The 21,658-nt window shown below is 67.6% G+C and carries 23 protein-coding genes; 12 read left to right on the top strand and 11 right to left on the bottom strand.

The features are described from left to right. Positions 1–55 precede the first annotated feature (55 nt). The 5 genes from trxA to ACFUTU_RS18595 all read left to right on the top strand — a co-directional run bounded on the left by trxA (position 56) and on the right by ACFUTU_RS18595 (position 3,148). On the top strand, positions 56–481 hold the full coding sequence (trxA, locus tag ACFUTU_RS18615) for a thioredoxin (protein WP_377966953.1): 426 nt from the start codon (positions 56–58) through the stop codon (positions 479–481). Next, the gene (locus ACFUTU_RS18610; RefSeq protein ID WP_377966950.1) at positions 478–1,011 is read left to right on the top strand and encodes an ASCH domain-containing protein; all 534 of its coding nucleotides are present in this window, start codon (positions 478–480) and stop codon (positions 1,009–1,011) included. Before trxA ends, ACFUTU_RS18610 begins: the two co-directional genes overlap by 4 nt. Positions 1,012–1,303: 292 nt before the next feature. Continuing rightward, positions 1,304–1,492, top strand: a complete 189-nt coding sequence (locus ACFUTU_RS18605) for a hypothetical protein (RefSeq protein ID WP_377966948.1) — start codon at positions 1,304–1,306, stop codon at positions 1,490–1,492. Positions 1,493–1,661: 169 nt separating this feature from the next. Further along, complete coding sequence (locus ACFUTU_RS18600) at positions 1,662–2,261, top strand: DUF1992 domain-containing protein (protein WP_377966946.1); 600 nt, start codon at positions 1,662–1,664, stop codon at positions 2,259–2,261. Between the two features lie 26 nt (positions 2,262–2,287). Further along, a complete protein-coding gene (locus tag ACFUTU_RS18595) occupies positions 2,288–3,148 on the top strand; it encodes an HNH endonuclease (protein ID WP_377966943.1) in 861 nt (286 codons plus the stop codon). 29 nt (positions 3,149–3,177) lie between these two features. Here the strand turns inward: ACFUTU_RS18595 and ACFUTU_RS18590 are convergent, their stop codons facing one another. The 3 genes from ACFUTU_RS18590 to ACFUTU_RS18580 form a co-directional block, all read right to left on the bottom strand. Further along, the gene (locus ACFUTU_RS18590) at positions 3,178–3,501 is read right to left on the bottom strand and encodes a DUF6221 family protein (RefSeq protein ID WP_377966941.1); all 324 of its coding nucleotides are present in this window, start codon (positions 3,499–3,501) and stop codon (positions 3,178–3,180) included. Between the two features lie 71 nt (positions 3,502–3,572). Beyond that, positions 3,573–4,568 carry an NUDIX domain-containing protein gene (locus tag ACFUTU_RS18585; RefSeq protein WP_377966939.1) on the bottom strand — a complete coding sequence of 332 codons (996 nt, stop codon included), beginning with the start codon at positions 4,566–4,568 and terminating at the stop codon, positions 3,573–3,575. Continuing rightward, on the bottom strand, positions 4,565–6,442 hold the full coding sequence (locus ACFUTU_RS18580; RefSeq protein WP_377966937.1) for an ABC transporter ATP-binding protein: 1,878 nt from the start codon (positions 6,440–6,442) through the stop codon (positions 4,565–4,567). The genes ACFUTU_RS18585 and ACFUTU_RS18580 overlap by 4 nt, the downstream gene beginning before the upstream one ends. A 261-nt stretch (positions 6,443–6,703) precedes the next feature. Here ACFUTU_RS18580 and ACFUTU_RS18575 point away from each other — a divergent pair, with 261 nt between their 5' ends. Then, on the top strand, positions 6,704–7,078 hold the full coding sequence (locus ACFUTU_RS18575; RefSeq protein ID WP_377966935.1) for a hypothetical protein: 375 nt from the start codon (positions 6,704–6,706) through the stop codon (positions 7,076–7,078). 28 nt (positions 7,079–7,106) lie between these two features. On the opposite strand, the gene ACFUTU_RS18570 is transcribed toward ACFUTU_RS18575, so the two are convergent. The 5 genes from ACFUTU_RS18570 to ACFUTU_RS18550 all read right to left on the bottom strand — a co-directional run bounded on the left by ACFUTU_RS18570 (position 7,107) and on the right by ACFUTU_RS18550 (position 11,044). Continuing rightward, on the bottom strand, positions 7,107–7,406 hold the full coding sequence (locus ACFUTU_RS18570) for an antibiotic biosynthesis monooxygenase family protein (protein WP_377966933.1): 300 nt from the start codon (positions 7,404–7,406) through the stop codon (positions 7,107–7,109). A gap of 113 nt (positions 7,407–7,519) precedes the next feature. After that, positions 7,520–8,497, bottom strand: coding sequence for an IS481 family transposase (locus ACFUTU_RS18565; RefSeq protein WP_377966931.1), 978 nt, complete (start codon positions 8,495–8,497; stop codon positions 7,520–7,522). Positions 8,498–8,602: 105 nt separating this feature from the next. After that, positions 8,603–8,848, bottom strand: a complete 246-nt coding sequence (locus ACFUTU_RS18560) for a hypothetical protein (protein WP_377966929.1) — start codon at positions 8,846–8,848, stop codon at positions 8,603–8,605. Between the two features lie 164 nt (positions 8,849–9,012). Continuing rightward, on the bottom strand, positions 9,013–10,878 hold the full coding sequence (locus ACFUTU_RS18555; protein WP_377966927.1) for a Na+/H+ antiporter: 1,866 nt from the start codon (positions 10,876–10,878) through the stop codon (positions 9,013–9,015). Between the two features lie 22 nt (positions 10,879–10,900). Next, positions 10,901–11,044 (bottom strand): hypothetical protein, encoded by a 144-nt coding sequence (locus ACFUTU_RS18550; RefSeq protein ID WP_377966925.1) that lies wholly within the window; start codon positions 11,042–11,044, stop codon positions 10,901–10,903. A 227-nt stretch (positions 11,045–11,271) separates the two neighbouring features. On the opposite strand from ACFUTU_RS18550, the gene ACFUTU_RS18545 reads away from it, so the two are divergent. Beyond that, positions 11,272–11,883: an NADPH-dependent FMN reductase gene (locus ACFUTU_RS18545; RefSeq protein WP_377966923.1), complete on the top strand. Its 612-nt coding sequence runs from the start codon at positions 11,272–11,274 to the stop codon at positions 11,881–11,883. 96 nt (positions 11,884–11,979) lie between these two features. On the opposite strand, the gene ACFUTU_RS18540 is transcribed toward ACFUTU_RS18545, so the two are convergent. From ACFUTU_RS18540 to ACFUTU_RS18530, 3 genes are all read right to left on the bottom strand, one after another. Further along, a complete protein-coding gene (locus ACFUTU_RS18540) occupies positions 11,980–13,503 on the bottom strand; it encodes a carboxyl transferase domain-containing protein (RefSeq protein ID WP_377966921.1) in 1,524 nt (507 codons plus the stop codon). Between the two features lie 2 nt (positions 13,504–13,505). Further along, on the bottom strand, positions 13,506–14,795 hold the full coding sequence (locus tag ACFUTU_RS18535; RefSeq protein ID WP_377966919.1) for a CaiB/BaiF CoA transferase family protein: 1,290 nt from the start codon (positions 14,793–14,795) through the stop codon (positions 13,506–13,508). A gap of 63 nt (positions 14,796–14,858) precedes the next feature. Continuing rightward, positions 14,859–16,256 (bottom strand): SLC13 family permease, encoded by a 1,398-nt coding sequence (locus ACFUTU_RS18530; RefSeq protein WP_377966917.1) that lies wholly within the window; start codon positions 16,254–16,256, stop codon positions 14,859–14,861. Between the two features lie 127 nt (positions 16,257–16,383). On the opposite strand from ACFUTU_RS18530, the gene ACFUTU_RS18525 reads away from it, so the two are divergent. The 5 genes from ACFUTU_RS18525 to ACFUTU_RS18505 all read left to right on the top strand — a co-directional run bounded on the left by ACFUTU_RS18525 (position 16,384) and on the right by ACFUTU_RS18505 (position 21,621). Continuing rightward, entirely contained in the window at positions 16,384–17,085 is a 702-nt protein-coding gene (locus ACFUTU_RS18525; RefSeq protein ID WP_377966916.1) for a FadR/GntR family transcriptional regulator, read from the top strand. A gap of 5 nt (positions 17,086–17,090) precedes the next feature. Continuing rightward, positions 17,091–17,822, top strand: a complete 732-nt coding sequence (locus ACFUTU_RS18520; protein WP_377966914.1) for a glutamine amidotransferase — start codon at positions 17,091–17,093, stop codon at positions 17,820–17,822. Positions 17,823–18,048: 226 nt separating this feature from the next. Next, positions 18,049–18,447 carry a cupin domain-containing protein gene (locus tag ACFUTU_RS18515; RefSeq protein WP_377966912.1) on the top strand — a complete coding sequence of 133 codons (399 nt, stop codon included), beginning with the start codon at positions 18,049–18,051 and terminating at the stop codon, positions 18,445–18,447. A 127-nt stretch (positions 18,448–18,574) separates the two neighbouring features. Further along, the gene (locus tag ACFUTU_RS18510) at positions 18,575–19,591 is read left to right on the top strand and encodes a magnesium and cobalt transport protein CorA (protein ID WP_377966910.1); all 1,017 of its coding nucleotides are present in this window, start codon (positions 18,575–18,577) and stop codon (positions 19,589–19,591) included. 341 nt (positions 19,592–19,932) lie between these two features. Continuing rightward, positions 19,933–21,621 (top strand): S8 family serine peptidase, encoded by a 1,689-nt coding sequence (locus ACFUTU_RS18505; protein WP_377966908.1) that lies wholly within the window; start codon positions 19,933–19,935, stop codon positions 21,619–21,621. The last annotated feature ends 37 nt before the right edge of the window (positions 21,622–21,658 follow it).

Raw genomic sequence — 21,658 nt, 5'->3', positions numbered from 1 at the left:
GCACTGTTGCGGTTGGAACAAATGACCGCGGGATCCGGGAAAGGGTAAGGACGGCATGAACAAGGCGATCAGCAAGTGTCCGCACTGCGGCCAGGCCAACCGTGTGCCGGCTGCTGCCGAGGGGCGGCCGCGGTGCGGAAAATGCCGCCGTGACCTGCCATGGGTGGTGGAGGCGGGCGACGACGACTTTGCCGTCATCGCCGAACAGTCCCGCGTGCCTGTGCTGGTGGACTTCTGGGCCGTATGGTGCGGGCCCTGCCGCATGGTGAGCCCGGTTCTGGACCAGCTGGCGCACGAGCGCGCGGGCGAGGTCAAGCTCGTAAAAGTGGACGTGGACAAGGCGCCGCGGCTTTCCGCACGCTTCGACATCCAGGCCGTTCCGACGCTGATGGTGATCGTTGACGGAACGATTGTGGCCCGCCAGGCCGGTGCCGCGCCCGCCCCCGTCCTGGACCGCTGGCTGCGGCAGGCGCTCGCGTGAGCGCCGAGGCTCTTCCGGCCGTGGACACTGCCGCGGCCGAGCTCTTCTGGTCGGAATACGCCGCCGCCAGCCCCGAGGCTGTCCGCCTCTGTCCGGACTACACCGTTGAACGTTTTGGTGATTCCGCGGCCCTGGCCGATGAGCTGCTGCGGGCCGTGACGGAGGGTGCCAAACGGGCCACGTCCGAACTCGCCCGTGATTTCCTCCAGGCGGGCGGCAACCTGCCCCGCATCGGGTCGCACTGGATTGCCTGCGACGCGGCAGGCATCCCCCGCCTGGTCCTCCGTACCGTGGAGCTCCGCCTCGGCCCGTTCTCCAGCGCCGACGAAGCCTTCGCCCGGGATGAAGGTGAGGACGACCGCTCACTTGCAGGCTGGCAGGCCGGGCACCGGAGGTACTGGACCCGGACCCGGGCCCGCCGGGGACTGGAATGGACAGAAGCCGACGAGATTGTTTTTGAGCGGTTCCGCGTGGTCTGGCCGGCGGACCTGGCTGACGCGGGTGAACCAATCCCGCGCGTGCCCAAGTAGCGGAGTTCGTTCAAATTCGAGTACCTGCTACCGGTGCCACGGGACGCGGCAGCCCATAGGGTTTAAGTATTGGTGGTGGAAAGTGTGCCGCACCGGCTGGTGCCGGCGCACACGGGGCTGGGACGGCCGCCACGGTTGTTGCCGGACCGGCCGGGTCCTCCCCGGCTGATTCGGCACGTCGGTGATCGCCGGACCATCAGCCGCAGGGCCGCCAAACCCCTCGTCTGACGGCAGGCAATCATGACTGAGTATCCGTCCGGCGTTAAGTTGCCGCCCACCTGCGAGGGCCCCTATGAAGATTCCGAGGTCTGAACTTCCCGTCTTTACGGCGGCTGTGAACACGGCACCTGTGAAGGCGGTCCCCGACCCTCCTCCCGGCCAGGCCGCAGCGGCCGGCGAATCCGGCATGCGGCCGGAAGGGGGCGACGCCGCTCCCGTGCCTGCCCGCGCCGATATCGGCAACTGGCCCGATCCCATGTAGGGCACTTGTGCAGCGCCGCCGCAGGCGGACGACGGCGGGAGGTCCCGCCGTCGTTGTTGTGTCCGGTTCCTGCCCTGCCGCCCCCGTGCGAGCGGCCTCCGTTGAAGAGTCCGGCACGCGCCGGAATACTGGAAACGGGACAATTTCCGGCGGCAGGGGCGGTGCAAGGGTGGCGGGTTCAGCAGGCGGCGACTTCCGGCGGAAGGTGGAGCGCGCGGCGGAACTGCGTGCCCTCCGGTCCTCCGGCGGGACGGCGGAGGAGGATGCGGAGCTGTCGGCCGCGGAGGCCGAACTGCGGGACAAGCGCCGGAAGGTCAGCGATGCGGCCCGGGCGGATTACCTGATCCGGGATGCCATGGCGCAGGGAAAGTTCGACAACCTGAAGTACTCAGGCAAACCGATTCCCGGCCTGGGGGAGGGCTACGACCCGGACTGGTGGGTCAAAGGCCTGATCCAGCGTGAACACCTCAGCGGACTGGGACCAAAGGCGATCCTGCTGCGCACCGAGGACGCGGAACTGGACGCCAGGCTGGACAGCCAGTTCACGGAAAAGCAGGTGCGCGACATTGTTGAGGACTTCAATGCCCGCATCATCGACGCCCGCCGGCAGCTGCAGGGCGGCCCGCCGGTGATCACGAAAACCCGTGATGCCGACGCCGAGGTGCAGCGGTGGCGCGAGCGGCGGGCAGCGGCGGCCGCAGCCGCACCGGAACCTGTTCCGGAAGCCAAACCGCCATGGTGGCGGCGCCTGCGCAGGCGCTCCTCCTGAGACTCCGCAGGTGGCACGATAAAGGAATGGTGGCTGTTCTGCTGGGCTGGAACCCGGGTGTAGGGGATACCTGGCCGGGTTATTCGCGGGTGGTGGATGAACTGGGAACCGCCGGTGTGCACCGCCGGGCGTGGCCCGTTGGAACCGGCTCCCGGCCCGCGCCGGGAGCGGATGCCTGGCTCGTGCTGCATGGAAAGACCGGCAGCGGGCTGATTGGCCATGGCGTGGTTGCATCCGCCCCGTATCCGGCCGCAGGGCACGGACTCACCGGTGATGCGTGCGTTGATGTCGATTTTGACCTGTTGCTGCCGCTGGGAGACCAGATTCCCATGGACGTACTGGCCGTGCGGGCTCCGCTGGTTGACTGGGCTGCCGCGGCGGCCCCCGGCGGGTGGCAGCCGGTTCCGGAGCAACAGGCACGCTCCATCCGCGAGCTGTGGGCCGAGTCCCTGCCGGCCGACGGGATTGATCCGGTCCTTCCGGTGCCCGGCACCCTGCCGCAGGACGCCCTGGTCCGGGTGGGAGTGAACCGTCACGAGCGGAACCCGCACGCCCGGCGCGTCTGCCTGGCGCACCACGGCACGTCGTGCGCCGCCTGCGGGTTCTCCTTCGAGGCTGCCTACGGCCCGGAAGGTGAAGGCTTCATCCATGTCCATCACCTGGTGCCGGCCGCCCAGCTGGGGCCCGGCTACGAGCTGGACCCCGTGGGCGACCTTGTTCCGCTGTGCCCCAACTGCCACGCCATGGCGCACCGGCGCAGGATCCCATACACGGTTGCTGAACTCCGGGCCATGAGGTCCAGCGCGGGGTACATCAGCGGAGCCGTGGTGTCACAGCAGGAGCTGGACGCGCAGGCCGATGCCCGCCGCATCCTGGGCAGCACCTGAACGGTATTCCGGGCAGCACCTGGTCCCGGCTAGGGGGACCAGAGCCAGTCCCGGTTGAAGTCCGGATGGTCACTGTAGGGGACCGCCAGCGCATTGAGGGACAGGGCGGTCCATTCCAGCGCCTGCGGAATCCACTCGGTCTCCTCCCCGAAGGGGTCGCTCACGAGCGTGGCCAGGGCGGTTTGCCTGGCAGCCTCCATGATGCCGATGAGCCGCCGTTTCGCCTCGCATTCCAGCAGCAGGCGGCGTTCGTACCACTTGCCGGATTCCGACGTCGTGCGGTCGTCGAGCAGCCTGCGCGCCACGGCCTCGTCCTCAGCGATGCGCTCGGACAGGAACTCCACAATGTCCACTGTCTGAGCGTACGCCCGCGGCCACGCCGGCACACGGGCTACCCAGCACACCGGCTACACGGCGGCGCGGACTACACGGCGGCGCTGAGGTCCGCGGCCGGGCTCAGGTCCATGGCGGTGCCGGGATCGACGGCGGGGCTCAGGTCGACGGCGGTGCTGAAGTCCGCGGGGGACAGCGGCAGGTAGTAGGCGGAGTGGTAGCGGGTGCGGTCGCCTGTCAGCACCCAGGCTGACCCCTTGCGCACGCGGAACCGCTTGGTCAGGACGGTCCGGTCGTGATCGATGAGGTGGGCCAGGATATCTGCCATCACGTCCTCGTGAGTGGACAGGACGGTCCCCGTTCCGCGGGTTTCGGCAACGAGGGCCAAGGTGCCCGCCAAGCTGCCTCCGGCCAGGTGCTCTGAGCGTTCCACCTCGAGGGATTCCCGCCGCGCGAGTTCGGCGACGGTTTCGATGCAGCGGGGGGAGGGGGCGGAGAGGATGCGTTCGATGTCAAACACGGCGCCCAGTGAGGCGAGCGACCTGGCGGCCTGCTCGCCGGCCGGTGCCAGCGGCCGGTTGCCCGCCTCCGGGTCCCACCCGTCCCGTTTCATCATTTCGGCCCCGCGCACCAGCAGCAGCATTTTTTCCCGCCGCGGGGCGGGGCGGACGCCCAGCTCAAGCTGGAGCCGGGCGCCCAGCGCGAGGATCGCCGGCCTGTCCCGCGGTTCGGTCACCGTGCGCAATGCTGCCGGCAGCGAAAGCCACCTGACGGCGTCGACCTCCTTGCTGGGTCTGAAGCGGCCCGATCCGGCGGCGGCAGCCCAGTAACGGATCGTCTTGATTCTGCCCTTGCGGTCCGCGTAGCGGATGCTGGGCAGCTCCGCGCCCAGCATGCACCGCAGGCCGGTTTCCTCCCGCACCTCGCGTTGGGCGCATTCGGGGCCGGTTTCTCCGGGGTCCGCCTTGCCCTTGGGAATGGACCAGTCTCCGTGGGCGGGCCGGTGGATCAGGAGCACTTCAAGGGTGCCCTTTTTGCCGATCCGCCAAGGCAGTGCGCCGTAGGTCGGGGGCTTGGTCCTGCTCATGCGCTGGTCTCCGTCTGAAGGGTACCGGCCTCGGCCGGAACCAGGCGCTGGGCAGGAATCAAACTTTGGGCAGGAACCAGGCTGAGCGCCGGCGTTTCGCTGGCGTGCTGCAGGCTGTCCAGCCGGCTGTAGAGGCCACCGGACGCGGCGAGTTCCCCGTGCCTTCCGCTTTCCACGATCCGTCCCTTATCCAGCACATAAATCCGGTCGGCCCGTTTGAGCGTCGAGAGCCGGTGCGCGATGACGATCACCGTGCGCCCGGCCATCAGCCGCTCGAGGCCGCGCATGACGTACTGCTCCGAGATCGCGTCCAGGCCGGATGTCGGTTCGTCGAGGATGACGATGGGAGTGTCCCGGACCAGTGCCCGGGCGATGGCGATGCGCTGGCGCTGCCCGCCGGAGAGTGTCACGCCGCGCTCTGCCACCGGGGTGTCGTAGCCCAGTGGAAGGTTGCGGACAAACTCATCCACGTGGGCGGCCTCGGCTGCGGCGAGCACCTGCTCCCGGCTGACCCCCTCCGAGCCGTAGGCGATGTTGTCGTAGATGGTTCCGCGGAACAGGATCGATTCCTGCAGCACCATGGACACCTGTCTGCGCACCGTGGCCACCTGCAGCTCACGGACGTCGGTGCCGTCCAGGAGAACCTGTCCCTCGGCCGCGTCGTACAGCCGCGGGATCAGGCTGACAACGGACGATTTGCCGGCACCTGTCGGCCCGGTGATCGCCACGACGCTGCCCGGCTCCACCTTCAGGTCAATTCCGTGCAGCACGTGCCGGTCACCCTGGTAGCCGAAGCTTACCGACCGCAGTTCCACGGCGCCGGCCAGGCGCGGTGCCGGCCGTGCGCCAGGAAGGTCTGAGATGGCGGGCGCGGTGTCCAGGATTTCCTGGATGCGCTCGGCGCTGGCCTGGCCGCGGCTGATCACCGTGGTGAGCTTGGCCAGTGACTTCATGGGGGAGTAGAGGGCCTTGAGGTAGGCGAGGAAGACCAGCAGCAGGCCCAGCGTCAGGGTGCCGTCCAGCACCCGCTGCGCCCCAATCCAGATGACGAGCACCGTGCCCAGGGTAGCGATGATGTCCACCAGCGGCGAGAACATGGACTGCAGCCGGATGACCCGCAGGCCGGCGTCCCGCCGTCCGTTGTTCCGGGTCCGGAAGTCCTTTTCATGGCGCGCCTCGCTGGTGTAGGTCTGCATCACGCGCACCGAGGCGAACGTCTCCGACATCGCAGCCGCGATGTCGCTGTCCCGGCTGCGGGCCTCCTTCGAGGCGCCTTTGATCCGGCGCCGGTAGAAGAGCACCGTGATGAACAGCAGCGGTGACACCGCCAGGCCTATGAGTGCGAAGGTCGGGTCGATCATCACGCAGATGGTGATCACGAACCCCAGGATGAAGATATTGGGCAGCAGGACCGACAGGATCGACACCATGAGGGCACGCACGTAGTCGACGTCCGTAGTGGTCCTGGTGACCAGGTCGCCCAGCCGCTGCTTGTCGTGGAAGGCCAGCGACAACCGCTGCAGATGGGTGAAGACTTCGGTCCGGATCGTGGCCATGGCCCGCTCGCCCACACCGTTGAGGAGGCGGGAGCCGAGGTAATCGGCTCCGGCGTTCAGTACTGTCATGGCGAGCAGCGCCGACGCGGCGAGCAGAAGCAGCTGGAGCTGGGTCAGGCCGGCCAGTCCGAGGAAAGCGGGCATTTCGTGGACCCGCGAGCTGCCTGTCGGCTGCAGCACGTCGTCGACGATGACCTTCATGGGCCACGGCAGGGCCACCTCCATGGCGGCGACGAACACCACCAGCAGCGCGCCGCCCGCCAGAGCCCAGGCATGGGGAGCTATGGCCCCGCGGAACCGCCAAAAGGTTTGAAACATCTCTCCCCCTAAGATTCGGCAGTCGTGGGCATCACCGAACGCTGCGCGTTGGGCGGTGCTTGGACCGTCCCGGTGTATCCGGGTCCGTCCACTGTTTCCTAAGGAGCTTTGGGAAAACCGTGCCTGAGCTTGGGGAAAACCTGCCGGCGGGCTGGGGTCCGACGGCGGTTGCACTGTTTGGGGGGCTTACAACCGGGCTCTCACGGACTACCGTTTGCAAGTAGAGGCATTTCCAGCCCGTATGGCAGCAAAGGAGTGGCTATGGGTGACGTGTGGATCCGCACGATCAGCCACAGTCTGGTGCGGGCCGACAGGGTCACGGAGATCGCTTCATCACGTGGATCGGTCCATGAGGAGCGCGGGTATTCGATCAAGGCGGTGGCCGAAGGCAAGGCCTACATCCTCATCGACAACAGCGAGCTCGAGGGCACCGCCAGCGCCCGATTCGCACATGCCGGCCGCATGCAGGCAGCACTGCTGCTGGCCGTGGACGCGGCAAGTACTGCTGCGGCGCCCACGGTGATCAGTTATGAAAATGACGGGGAACGCTGGGTCATCTCCGCGGCCGCCGAAATAGCCGGGCCGGCGGGGCAGGCGGCGCCGGTGGTGGAGGCCAACGCCGTGGAGATCAGCTAGATGTTCCGGTCAGCAAGGTGGGGGCCAGTCAAACAGTGACCGCCAGGTCATAATCGGCCCCCTGCATGTTGTCGCACAGTTCAACGCAGGCGCCGATGCGCGCCCTGAAGTCCGGTGCCTGCTTCCACGCGTCGCGGGAGGCCGCATCCGTCCATTGGGAAAATGACACATAGTGCCCGGTCGTGTTGCGGTCCCGGAGCAGGTTTGCCTCAACCATGGCCGGAAAGTTTTCCCTGGACCACTGAAGGAACTCTGTCCAGCGCTTGACGAACTCCTCGTCCTTGCCTTCCTTGACCTGCCAGACCCCGGAAGCGTAATGCTCTGCCATCGGTCTCACACCCTTTCCAAGATGCCGGATGGGTCAATTTTAAGACCGGGGAGCCGGGTCCGGGAGTGGCCCCGCCTGCCGGCATGCCGCGCCGTCCCGGACTGGTACCGCCCCTAGCTGTAGTTCCCACTGAGGTTGTGAACGCGGCTGATGGGGGTCTTGCCTCCGATGCCGGTATGGGTTCTGTGGTGATTGTAGTGGTGGAGCCATGCCTCGTAGGTGGAGGCGCGCTCGGTTTCTGAGGTGTAGGGCCTGACGTATGCCCATTCGCTGGCGAGGGTCCGGTTGAAGCGTTCAACTTTGCCGTTGGTCTGTGGCCGGTAGGGCCGGGTTCGTCGGTGCTTGACGTGCGGGCCTAACGCAGCTGTGAAGGTTCTGGAGCGGTAGCAGGATCCGTTATCGGTCAGCACGGCTTTGACGGTGATTCCGTGTGCGGCGAAGAATGCCGCCGCTCGGATCCAGAATCCGGATGCGGTTTCCTTCGTTTCGTCGCCGAGGATTTCCGAGTACGCCAGACGCGAGTGGTCGTCCACCGCATGATGCAGGTAGGCGTATCCGGTCCCGGCTCGGCGATTCCGCCGGCCCTTGGCACGTCCCAGGGCACGGTGCCCGCCACCGTCCGGTATACGTCCGAGCTTCTTGATGTCCACGTGGACCAGATCCCCGGGGTTTTCGTGCTCATACCGTTGTGCTGCGGGCTTCCGCACCGGCAGCCCCGTTCCCTGGTCCAGGCAGACCAGCCGCGGCATTCGGTACCTGGCCAGAACCTTGCCCACGGTTGAGCGGGCAAGGTGAAGGTGGGCGGCGATCCGATGCGGGCCCCACCGGCGGTTGAAACGCAGCGCCACGATGCGGCGTTCGGTGCGCGCCGGCGTGCGGTTGGGACTGCGTCGGGGCCGGGACGAGACGTCAGCCATGCCTTCCTCACCTAGGGCCCGGTACCGGTCCACCCACTTCTTGGCTGTTGCTGGCGAGCACTGGAACCGCTCCGCGGCCCGGCGCAACGTCCATCCCTGTTTGATGACCAAACGGGCGAGCTTCCCTCTGGCCTTGGGTGTCAGGTCGGCATTGGCATGGGTAACGTAAGACAAGAGGGCCTCCTGGCGTCGAGATGAGTGTGGTAACCCAAATCGATACAGGAGGCCCTCGCCCTTTACATCACGCCACGCTGTTCACAACGTCCTTGGGAACTACACCTAGCCCGCCATCCCGCTGGCATCCTCGGGGCCCACGAATTTGCAGGATCCCGGGTGGCGTTCAGGCAGGATGCAGGTCCGGCCCGTGGCCAGGTGCACGTTGCCGCAGAGGCCGGAGAGGGCCACATCCTCGCGGACGTGAAAGCTTCGGAGGTCGGGCCGTTCGCCGCTGCTGACCGGAAGTTCCCCGCTGCTGACGGGAAGGGCGGACGGTGCCGGACTGCTGTCGTCGTCGGAAAAGTTCATGCCTAGCAAGCTCCTCGTCGAGTGGCTGCCCCAAGATGCAAGGCCAGTCGTGCGGATCCAACGATTCAAGTCTCCCGCCGCCGGATTAACGGCGGGTTACGGGCCTGTTAGGGCTGCTTGGCGAAATTGTCGCCGGGCCCCGTGAGCCTGCCCAAGCACTCCGGCTACCCGAGCAGATCGTCCACGTAGCACCACCGCCAGTCCTCGCCCGGCTCGATGCTGCGCATGACGGGGTGGCCGGTCGACTGGAAATGCCGGGACGCGTGGGTGGCGGGCGAGGAATCACAGCAGGCCACATTGCCGCACTCCAGGCACATCCGCAGGTGGACGGTGGTGGTCCCTTCACGGATGCAGGCGTCACAGCGCGCGTCGCCGGGAACATCCGGTTCGCGTGCAGCCTCCAGGTGCTCGCAGTCTCCTCCCGGCCTGGCGAGGGCGCGGGAACCGGAAACATCGGCCTCCTCGATGACGGCATCCAGCATCGACTCCTCGACGTCGAGCCGCTCCAGGACGCTGCTGAGCACCTCGTGGGGGTAGTTCCCGCCGCTCCTGAGTTCCAGGACCTTCGCCCGCTCCGCCTCGAGCATGGCCAGCCGCAGCTGGGCGTAACGCTGGCTGGGGGTGGAGGCTTCCGCCGTCGGCCGCCCAAGACGTTCCCACGCCGCCAGCCCGCGTTCCTGCGTCCTCCGCTTCAGCATGGCCACCACCTCCGGCGGGTCGTCATCTGTCTGCAGTTCATGAAGCCGCCCCACCCCCGCCGCTGTTGCCTGCTGCGTCAGGTCCGCCTGGGCCAGCGCATCCTCGCCTGGATCGGGACCCCGCACCCGGAGCAGCCGCACCAGGGCGGGCAGCGTGAATCCCTGCAGTGCCAGCGTGCCGGCCACCACCACCATTGCCGCCAGGATCAGCACCGTGCGGTGCTCCAGGTCCTGCGGCAGGGTCAGGGCCGCCGCGAGCGTGACCACCCCGCGCATGCCGGCCCACGAGATGATGGCGGGATACTGCCAGGGTGGCGCGGGGTCCCTCCGAGCCACGGCCGGGATAAGCCGGGGCAGATAGGTCGCAGGAAAGACCCAGACCGGGCGCAGCAGGAGCACGGCCAGCAGGATCACCGCGCAGCCCGCCCAGATCCTCGCCGCGCCCAGGGAGTCGTCCTGGACGCCTTCGATGATGGTCCGCACCTGCAGGCCGATGAGCAGAAACACCGAGTTTTCCAGCAGGAACTGCACGGTCTCCCAGTTGCTCCGCTGGCTTTGCCGGGCGGCCCCGCCGGGCATGGAGGGCGCCTTGGTGCCCATGACCAGGCCCGTGACCACCACCGCCAGAACGCCGGACGCATGGATTGCCTCCGCCGGCAGATACGCCACGAACGGTGCCATCAGCGACGTTGAGGTATTAATGGCCACATTGCGGATCCGCAGGCGGAGCTGGGTGAGGGCGTAGGCCGCGGCAAGGCCCACCGCCAGCCCGCCGCCGGCGGCCAGCAGGAAGTCGGCGCCGATCTCCAGCACTGACACAGTTCCCGCGATGGCGGCGACAGCTGCCCGCAGGCACACCAGGGCTGTTGCGTCGTTGACCAGCGACTCGCCCTCCAGGATGCTCACTATCCGGCGGGGCATTCCCACCCTTCGTGCAATGGCCGTGGCGGCCACCGCATCCGGCGGAGCCACCACGGCAGCAAGGGCCATGGCCGCGGCAAGCGGTATCTCCGGAAACAGCCACCAGATCACGAGGCCCACGACGACGGTGCCGAATATGACGTAACCCACCGAGAGCAGCCCGATGGCCCTCTTATTGGAGTGGAAGTCGTACAGCGACGTCTGCAGGGCAGCGGCATACAGGAGCGGCGGCAGCAGCCCTACGAGGACCAGTTCCGGATTGAGGTCGATGCGGGGCACGAACGGAAGGAAAGAGCCGCCGACGCCGGCGAGCACCAGGAGCAGCGGAACCGATACATCAAGCTTCCGGCCCAGTGCGCTGACGGCGCAGACTACGGCGGCGATCGCCAGCAACCCCAGGGCGACTTCCATGGGGTTATCCTCTCAATGCAGGTCAGGACGTGGTTCCGCCGGCGTCGTCGGCACCCTCCGCCGGATCCTGCGAGTGCATGCGGATGTCGGTGGGGTCCGCCAGTTCGTCTCCTTCGGCGGGGGCTTCGCTGTGGATGCGCTGCAGCATCTCCGGATTTTCGCTCATGACTGCCGTTCCTCTGTTGCGGTTGTGTGCGGGGCATCGCTTATCTTCATCTAGCTACCGATCCGCGCACGCTGTCAAGAACCCGCCCTGCCCTCTGGCCGCGCAAATTGTTCTGTGCTGAACTGTTGGGGTTGCACCCGAAATGCCCCGTGGCCACCGGCCACAGCACTGCCCTCTGCACCGTCGACCAGGCCGGTTCGTGCCGGCGGCTGGGAAGGAACACAACCATGGCAACGTACAAGATCGGCTATTTCGTCGGAAGCCTGGCCAGCGGCTCCATCAACCGCACCCTCTCCAAGGCACTCATCAAACTCGCACCCGAGGACCTCGAATTCACTGAAATCCCCATCAGGGACCTGCCGCTGTACAGCTACGACTACGATGCCGACTTCCCGCCCGAAGGCCGTGCACTCAAGGATGCGATCGCAGGTTCGGACGGGATACTCTTCGTCTCCCCGGAATACAACCGGTCCATTCCCGGCGCACTGAAGAACGCCATCGACTGGGGCTCCCGGCCCTGGGGCACCAACTCGTTCGCGCGCAAGCCAACCGGCATCATTGGTGCTTCGCCCGGCAGCATCGGCACGGCGGTGATGCAGTCCTCCATGCGCGCTGTGCTGAGCTTCCTCGATGCCCCGCAGCTCAATGCCCCCGAGGCCTACGTGAAGTTCAACCCGGACGTCTTCGGCAGCGACGGCGAGGTCAAGGACGAATCCACCGAGGCCTTCCTGCGCCACTACATGGAGGAATACGGAGCCTTCGTCGAGCGGGTCCTGGCGGCCAACGCCCCCGGCCACATCGGCGACCGGGAACCCGACGCCCAAAAGCTCTCCCGGTAGGCCGGCTTCCCTTTCCTCCCGCGTTTTGTACAGATAATGGCCGCCGGGAGGCCTCGAAGCCCCGGTATCTGTACAAAAACTCCTCGTGGAGGAGGCTTAGAGGGGGAGGGGGACGAGGCCGCCGAGGTTGCGGTACTTCTCCAGCCGCTGCGGAAGGAGCTCCGCGACGCCGGCGGCCGAGAGCGAGGCGAGCTCGTACTCGATGGCCTGGCCCAGGCGCTGGCAGAACGCCCTGCCTTCGAGGGCGGCGTCGCCGCGTTCGTCCACGATGTGCTCCACCATGCCGTGGGCGTGGAGCGAGGCGACGTTGACGCCCTGCGCTTCGGACATCGCCGGGGCGAACTCGGTGCTGCGGTGCACAATGGCGCTCGCGCCTTCGGGCGGCAGCGGGGACAGCCAGGCGTGCTGTGCGGCGATGGTGCGGTCGGCCGGGAACAGCGCCAGTGCTCCGCCGCCGGTGCCCTGGCCCATGAGCACGGACACCGTGGGGGAGTTTAGGCCGATGAGGTCGTGCAGGGAGCGGGCGATTTCGCCGGCCAGCCCGCCTTCCTCCGCTTCCTTGGACAGCGCCGCGCCGCCGGTGTCAATCACCGTGACCAGGGGCAGGCCGAGTTCCTCGGCCAGGCGCATGCCGCGCCGGGCTTCGCGCAGCGACGCCGGGCCCATGGCGGTCTGCTGCGAGGGGCGGGGCCGGGTGTGGCCGATCACCACGCAGGACTTCTGCCCGAAGCGGGCCAGCGCCAGCAGCAGCCCGCGGTCCTTCTCACCCTGGCCGGTGCCGTTGAGCGGCAGCACGTCGCGGGCCCCGTAGGCCAGCAGCTGCCGCAGGTCCGGGCGCCGCGGATTCCGGGAGATTCCGATCGATTCCCAGGCTCCGGCGTCGGACGGTTTCACCGACAGCGTCCGCGGCGGACGGACCCGCGCGTGCGGGCCGGCGACGAGGATGCTCAGGGCACGGTCGACGACGTCGGACAGCTGCCACGGCGGGACCACCGCATCCACCAGTCCCTTGTCGAAGAGGTTCTCGGCCACCTGGACGTTCTCCGGGAACGGCGCACCGTACAGCGCCTCGTAGACGCGCGGCCCCAGGAAGCCGAGGAGGGCGCCGGGCTCGGCCACCGTGATGTGCCCAAGGGAGCCCCAGGATGCCATGACGCCGCCGGTGGTGGGGTGGCGGAGATACACGAGGTAGGGCAGGCCGGCCTGCCGGTGCGCCCGGACCGCGGCGCTGATTTTCACCATGGAGAGGAACGCGATGGTGCCTTCCTGCATCCGGGTGCCGCCCGACGCCGGCCCGGCGAGGAGCGGAAGCCCTTCCCGGGTTGCCCGTTCGACGGCATTTACGATCCGTTCGGCTGCGGCGAGGCCGATGGATCCGGCGAGGAAACGGAACTCGCTGACGATGACGGCCACGCGCCTGCCGCGGATGAGCCCCTCACCCGTGAGGACGGACTCGTCCACGCCTGTTTTCTCCCGGGCGGCCGCCAGTTCCTGCCGGTATTCGGGGCTGGGGTCGGGGTCCACCACTGGCGAGTCCCAGGTGCGGTAGGAGCCGGGGTCGAGCACGGCCGCGATCAGTTCGGTGGCATCCAAGTGCCGGACCTTCTGGGATTCAGGCATGGTCAGCGGCCTTCCGTGGCGGAGCCGGCCGGGACCATCGAACCGGCGGTGGCGTTGGCGGGGACAAGCCCGAGCCATTGCCTGATCTGCTCGCCGTCCTGGTCCAGCAGCGGCGGAGCCGTGTGGGCCTTGAGTGTGGTTTCCGCGGTGTCCGCTGCACTGAAGAAGCGCAGCGGCGGCCCCGGGAGGGTGACGTTCCCCAGGATCTTGTGGTCGACGTCGATCACCAGGCCCTGGGAGTGGACCTGTTCCCAGGCGTAGACCTCATCCAGGGTGCGGACCTTGCCCGCCGGGACGCCGGCATCGTTCAGCTTGGCGAGCAGCGGTTCGGCCTCGTAGTCGGCGAAGACGCGCTCCACCTCCTCGATGACCTTTTCCCGGTTGCGGACGCGCTCGGCGTTGGACGCGAATTCGGGACGGCCGGCGTCGATGCCGAACGCGTCAGCAAACGTTCGCCACAGCTTCTCGCTGCCCACGCTGATCTGCACGCGTCCCTGCCGGCAGTGGAACAGGCCGTAGGGCGCGATGGAGGGGTGGTGGTTGCCCTGGGCCTTGGGCACCTCGCCCGCGACGGTGGCGCGGGTCCCCTGGAAGGCATGCACGCCGATCAGTGCGGCGAGCAGCGAGGTCCGCACAATCTGGCCCTGCCCCGTCCGCTCGCGCTGCAGCAGCGCCGCCAGTGTTCCGAACGCCCCGTACATGCCCGAGAGCAGGTCCGCGATGGGCACGCCCACCCGCTGCGGATCGTCGGGGCCGGAGCCGGTCAGGGACATCAGCCCGGCCTCACCCTGCAGGATCTGGTCGTAGCCGCTGCGGCGCGACTCCGGGCCGTCGTGGCCGAAGCCGGTGATGGACAGGACCACCAGCGAAGGGTTCAGCGCGTGCATTTCCGCGGCGGAGAAGCCGAGCCGGTCCAGGACGCCGGGCCGGAAGTTTTCAATCACGACGTCGGCCCGTTCCAGCAGTTCACGCAGAACCGTCCGCCCGTCGTCGCTCTTCAGGTCCAGGGCGATGGATTCCTTGTTGCGGTTGCAGGAGAGGAAGTACGTGGCCTGGGGATCGTCTTCGGGGCCGACGAAGGGCGGTCCCCAGCCGCGGGTATCGTCCCCGGTGCCGGGGTTCTCAACCTTGATGACCCGAGCCCCGAGGTCTGCGAGCATCATGCCGGCGTGCGGGCCGGCCAGGGCGCGGCTCAGGTCCACCACAAGGTAGCCGGCGAGAGGGCCTTCGGGCTGCGACGTGCCCGCTGTCTGCGACGTGCCTTCTGGCCGGGACGTGGATTTCTGGCTCATGCGGGGTGTTCCTTTTCTTGTCCGGTGGGCTGCTGTGTGCTGGTGGCGGCTGCTACATCCGGGCTACATCCAGCCGGGGAGGACCATGACCAGCCAGGCGATGGCGGGGCCGGCGATGACGACGACGCCGCTGTACGCGAGGATCTGCTTGTAGAACTTGTCCTTGTCCACGTCCTCGGGGGCGTTGGCCAGGACCAGGGCGCCGTTGGTGGAGAACGGCGAGACGTCCACGATCGTGGCGGCGACGGCCAGGGCGGCGATCACGCCGACGGCACCGATTTCGCCGGTGGACAGGAACGGGACGGCCAGCGGGATGAGGGCGGCCAGGATGGCGGTGGAGGAGGCGAAGGCGGAGACCACGGCGCCGATGTAGCAGATGAGCAGGGCCGCCAGCAGCGGCATCCCGAGGTGCGCGACGCCGTCGGACACGAACTTGATGGTGCCGGCTTCCTCGAGGACGCCCACGAAGGTGAGCATGCCGCAGATGAGCAGGACGGTGGACCAGCTGATCTTGTTGATGGCGCCCTTCTGGGCGGCGGGCGAGACGAGGGCCAGGACCATGGCGATGGTGATGGAGACGAACCCGACGTCCACCTTGAAGCCGAGCGAGATGATGGCGAGGGCCATCAGGCCGGCGATGGTGACCAGCTGCGGAAGCGTGGCACGGGCACCGCTGTCGGCTGCACCCGTGCTCGAAGATGAGGCAGCGGCGGAGCCGGCGGTTCCCTTGCTGGCGACGCCGGTGGGGGAGATGTCGGAACCGGAACCCTGCAGGGTGACACCCGCTGCCCGGGCTCCCACGCTGACGGCCATCCTGGACTCGGCGGCCTGCTCCACGAGCCGGCCGGTCTTGGTGGAGAGAAGTTTGCTGCCTCCCAGGACAACGAACAGCACCACGGCGATGGCGAGGTTGAAGACAAAGCTGGCGAGGAAGATCGCCATGGGGCTTGCCTCGAGATCCGTCTTGGCAATGATGCCGTTGACGGTGACGCCGTAGACGGCGATCGGGGAGAAGCCGCCGGCCTGCGCCCCGTGGATCACCATCATGCCCATCATCAGCGGGTTGATCTTGTGCTTCGCGGCGAAGCTGAGGGCGATGGGAGCGATGATCGCGACGGCGGCCGGAGACAGGGCGCCGACGGCGGTGATGACCGCCGTGATGGCGAACATGACCCAGGGGATGAGCGCCACCTTGCTGCCCACCATCCGGACCGCGCCGCGGACCAGCAGGTCGATGGTCCCGTTGTTCTGGGCGATCGCAAAGAGGTACGTGACGCCGACGATCGTCAGGAACAGGCCGCCGGGAAAGTTGGCAAGGATGTCGGAGGTGGACATCCCCAGGACCACCGAACCGAGCAGGAAAGCGCCGACGAAGGCCAGGGCGCCCATGTTGAGGGGCAGCACCGTGGCAAGCAGGAACATCCCCGCCAGGATGATGATGGACAGGACAGGAGCGGACATCGTTGTTCCTCCGGGGTGAGAGTTGATGTGATGTGGCTTACAGGCTCACTGGCCTAGCCTCCTAGACACTAGGTGACTTTGTCAATACTCCTCCGCTAAGCTGGAGCCAAACGCCGGAAGGATGCGCATGCCCAGGAAGACTGCAACCCAACAGATTTCCCGCGTTGCCCGCCCGCGCCTCTACGAGCAGCTCGTGGAGCAGTTGATGGACTTCATCGAGTCCGCGCAGCTCGGGCCCGGCGACACCCTCCCCGCCGAGCGGGACCTCGCCGAACGGCTTGGCGTTTCGCGGGCCACGCTGGCCCAGGCGCTGGTGGCCCTCGAGGTCCTCGGCGTCATCGACGTCCAGCACGGCACCGGCGCCGTCCTGGTGTACCGTCCCAACGTTCCCTCCGTGCTCAAGGGGCTGCGCGAGCACCGGAACCGCCTTCCGGAGATCGTGGAAGCCCGCAGCACCCTCGAGGTGAAGCTGGCCGCGCTCGCTGCCGAGCGCCGCACCGACGAGGACATGCAGGCAATTGAGAAGGCGCTGGATGTCATGGCGGACGAGGTGGCCTCGGGTGCCAAGGGGGCCCACGGTGATGAACTGTTCCACCAGGCCATCACTGCTGCCGCGCACTCCGGCGTGCTGGCCCAGCTCATGACCTTCATCGCGGAGATGATCCTGGAAACCCGGCTTGAGTCGCTGGGCCAGCCAGGCCGGCCGGAGCAGTCCCTGGCGTCCCACCGCAAGATCGCCGACGCCATCAAAGCCCAGGATCCGGAGGCCGCCGCGGCAGCCATGCTGGACCACATCACGCTCGTCTCCGACGTCGCCCTGCTGAAGTAAGTCCAGTGAAGCCGTTTCTGCTGCTTGCCTCGCGGGCCGAGGATGTCGCCGCGGAGGACGAGTACGAGGCCTATCTGCGGTTCGGCGGGCTGGAGCCGCACCAGCTGACCCGCATCCGGATGGAGCGCGCACCGCTGCCGGAGCTGGACCTTGACGACTATTCCGGTGTCATCGTGGGCGGCAGCCCGTTCACCTCGAGCGACCCGCCCGAAAAGAAGAGCGACGCCCAGCACCGCGTGGAGCGCGAACTGTCCGGGCTGCTGGACCGGATTGTGGCGGAGGACTTCCCCTTCCTGGGCGCCTGCTACGGCGTCGGCACCCTTGGCCTGCACCAGGGCGCGGTGATCGACCGGACGTATGGAGAGCAGCTTGGCGGGGTGACCATCAGCCTCAGCCCGGAGGGCCTGCGGGATCCGCTGCTGGCAGGGCTTCCCGCGCAGTTCACCGCATTCACGGGCCACAAGGAAGGGTGTACGGTGCTGCCCCCGCACGCCGTGCTGCTGGCGAGCTCCGCGGCCTGCCCGGTCCACATGTTCCGGATCGAACAGAACCTGTACGCCACGCAGTTCCATCCGGAACTCGACGCCGAGGGCCTGGTGACCAGGATCGACATCTACCGACACGCCGGCTACTTCCCGCCGGAATCCGCCGAGGAACTGATGGCGGCGGCCCGGACCTACACCGCCACCGAACCGATGAAGATCCTGCGGAACTTCGTGAAGCTTTACGGCCGGTAGCCTCCCGGCCGCCCCGGATTTCCATTGACTTCGCTCTGCAGAGGTCTAACGTTGAACTACGTCAACATTGCATGTGTTGCGTGCACGTGCGGCGTGGGGGTACGCCGCCCAGTTACTGCGGCTGCCGCCTGTCACGGCTCGGTGGCGGTCCGCACGTCGCAAAGCAGGCTTCCGCCGAAGCCGCCTTCAAATTTTCTGGTCTCAACCACATCTGCAGGTACTGTCCATGACCGCCAATTTCATTACCGCCCTTGCCGTCAAATCGTTCGATGAACCGGATAAGAAGAGGTGCCCGGACAAAGCCGAGGTGGATCTGGTCAGCGTCAACGATTTCTCCGTTGCGCGGCTGATCCTCGCCCCCGGCTGGCGCTGGTCCGAATGCACCAAGCCCACCGAACAAACACCCTTCTGCCAGCACAGCCACCTCGGCTTCTGCCTGTCCGGCGTCATGGAGGTTGAAACCCCCGACGGTGCCCGCTCCTCGATCCGGGCCAACGACACCTATGCGATTCCGCCGGGGCATGATGAATGGGTGGTGGGTTCCGAGCCGTTCGTGGCCGTGGAGTTCCTTGGCGCGGCGTCGTTCGGGCGTCCGGTCAGCCGGGGGCTGCACGCCCTGATCTGACGCGACAGAACCTGGACCGCCCGCAGGCGGCTCCTTGCCGCGCGGTCACGGCCCCTTGTTGGCATGCCGCCGCGGAGGGGATAACGTCACTGCCATGGGATGACTGTCCATCTGAGGAGTCGCTGCCATGGCCATTATCGACAACGCCGTGTACGTGGGCGGACGCCGGACGGCGGATCCGGAAGGCCTGGAGGAGACGTATTTCCTGCTGCGGCAGCGCCAGGGAATGGCCTGGATCGGGCTCTACCGTCCCGACCCGCACGAGCTGCGCTCAGTGGCGGATGAGTTTGACCTCAGCTCCCTGGCGGTCGAGGACGCCCTCACCGGACACCAGCGGGCCAAGCTGGAGCACTACGGTGACACGCTCTTCCTGGTCCTGCGGCCGGCCCGGTACCTCGACGACGTCGAAAAGGTGGAGTTCGGTGAGATCCACGTCTTTGCCGGACCTGACTTCGTGGTCACCGTCCGCCGCGCGGAGTCGCCGGACCTTGCCAGGGTCCGGCGCCGGATGGAATCCCAGCCGGAATTCCTGGCCCTGGGCCCCGATGCCGTGCTGTACGCCATTCTGGACCAGGTGGTTGACGAGTATGAGCCCGTGGCCGCGGGCCTGGAAAACGACATCGACGAGATTGAGGACGAACTGTTCGGCGCAGACCCGGAGGTGTCCCGGCGCATCTACGAACTGTCCCGGCAGGTCATCACCGTGCAGCGCGCCACCGGGCCATTGGCGGGGATCCTGCAAGCACTGATCAGCGGAACACCGGAGCATCACCCCGGCCCCGAGCTCCAGGACCACCTCCGCGATGTGCTGGACCACGTCCTGCGGCTCAATGACCGGATCGCGTCCTTCCGGGCACTGCTGCAGAACGCGCTCGCGGTCAATGCCGCCCTCGTTGCCCAGCGCCAGAACGACGAAATGCGCCGCCTTACCGAGTCCAGCTTCGCGCAGAGCGAGCAGGTCAAGAGGATCTCTTCCTGGGCGGCCATCCTCTTCGCACCCACGCTCATCGGCACCATCTACGGAATGAATTTCCACACCATGCCCGAGCTCGACTGGATCTTTGGCTACCCCATGGCGATCGGCCTGATGATCGGCATGGGGCTGATCCTGTACGTCGCCTTCAAACGCAACAACTGGATCTAGGCCCGGCGGCCACAACCGTACCTAACCGCAGGAAAGCGCAGGATTTCGCCGGTATTTCCGCAGCAGCCGAAGCTTCATCGAAGCTTCGGTGCAGTTCCGGCCGGGCGAAGGGCCGCGAAAAATACACTGGAAACAGCCTTCCAACCCGTTCTACACCGGCCCTCAGCTTCCGAAGGAACCCCAAAATTCGCGCTTCGTCTGTTCTCCGTCCTGCCCTGGCATCGCTGCTGCTGACGGGCTTCGCCGCCGCCTTCGCGGGTGTCTCGCCGAGCACCGCCGACGCCAGCACCGCCGCCGGCAGCGCCACGGAAGCCGCGGCTGCAGCTCCTGCCCGCTACATCGTGCGCTACTCCACCGGGACCGACGTTTCCTCGGCCGTACGGAACCTGCGCTCGAAAAACATCTCCGTCAGGCGCACCTTCGCCAAAGCCATCAGCGGCGCCGTGGTGACGGCGACGCCGGGCCAGGCGGCGGAACTGAAGCGCTCGGCCGGCGTGGCCGCCGTCGAACCCGATGCCCGGGTGACGGCGGCCGATACCCAGCAGTCCGCAACCTGGGGACTGGACCGCATTGACCAGCGCACGCTGCCGCTGTCCGGGACCTACACCTCGGCATCCTCCGGTGCCGGTGTGAGCGCCTACGTCATCGACTCCGGCGTGCTGTCTGCGCACGCGGAGTTCGGCGGCCGCGTCGCCTCCGGCTGGACGGCGATTGCCGACGGACTGGGCACCGGCGACTGCAACGGCCACGGAACGCACGTTGCCGGCACCATCGCGGGAAAGACCTACGGCGTGGCCAAGGCGGCCACCGTAATCCCCGTCCGTGTGCTGGACTGCAACGGCTCAGGCTTCAACTCGGACGTGATTGCCGGACTGGAATGGGTTGCGGCCAACCACCAGGCCGGCACCCCGGCCGTGGCCAACCTGAGCCTCGGCAGCACTGCCAGCGCCATGGTGGACGCCGCTGTGCAGGGCATCATCAACGACGGCGTCACCGCAGTGGTCGCCGCCGGAAACGCCGCCGCCGACGCCTGCAACAGCTCCCCGGCCCGCGTTCCCGGGGCACTGACCGTTGCCGCCAGCGACTCCGCGGACAAGCAGGCCACGTTCTCCAACTACGGAAGCTGCGTGGACCTGTACGCTCCGGGCGTCAGCATCAAGTCCGCCTCCCGGGCCTCCACCACCGCAACAGCGCTGATGAGCGGCACCTCGATGGCCTCCCCGCACGTGGCAGGCGGCGCAGCCGTGATGCTCTCCCGGTCGCCGCGCATGCTCCCGGCGGACGTGGCATCGAAGCTGCTCTCCGCCGCCACCGCCGGCAAGGTTTCCGGCACTACCGCGGGCACTCCGAACCGCCTGCTGTATGCGGACACCGCCGTCTCGGCCCTTGCCGCTCCGGCCGTGCGGACCTTCGGACCGGCGGCCGCGTCCTTCGGCGCCCCCGTGACTGCCAATGTCACCGCCACTTTCAGCACCGCGACGCAGGGCATCAGCGGCAGCACCTTCGTGCTGCGCGGCCCGGGCGGCGCCGTCGTTCCGGCGGCCGTCAGCTACAGCGCCACCACAAGGACGGCCACGCTCAACCCGGCGGCGAACCTGGCCAACGATGCCAGGTACACCGCCACCCTGACAGGGGGAGCAGCTGCCGTCCGCGACGCCGCGGGCACCCCGCTGGCCACCAGCAGCTGGACCTTCACCACCGGCCCCGCCCCTGTCATCACCGCAATGACGCCGCGCCCGGGGGCCACGCTGGTGCGGCGGGCCAGCAACATCGCGGTGACCTTCAGCGAGGCCATCACGGGTGCAGGCACCGCCACCGTAACGCTGAAGAACACCGCCACCGGCGCCAAGGTGACCGCCACCGTCTACCGCAACGGCACCACGAACCAGTGGGTCCTGAACCCCTCGGCCAGCCTGGCCGCGCGGACCAGCTACACGGTCAGCGTGACCGGCGGCGCCACGGCGGTCCGCGACCTCGCCGGCAACCCGCTGAAGTCCGCCAGCTGGGCGTTCACCACAGGCTCTCTCTGACAAAGCAAAACAGCGGCCGACGGCGGCACCCGGGTGC

Origin of the sequence: Arthrobacter sp. NPDC057388 (assembly GCF_042668165.1) — a bacterium.
Classification (GTDB): Bacteria; Actinomycetota; Actinomycetes; order Actinomycetales; family Micrococcaceae; genus Arthrobacter.
The sequence above is the reverse complement of the archived record's forward strand: the minus strand, read 5'-3'. Positions and strand labels throughout refer to the sequence as shown.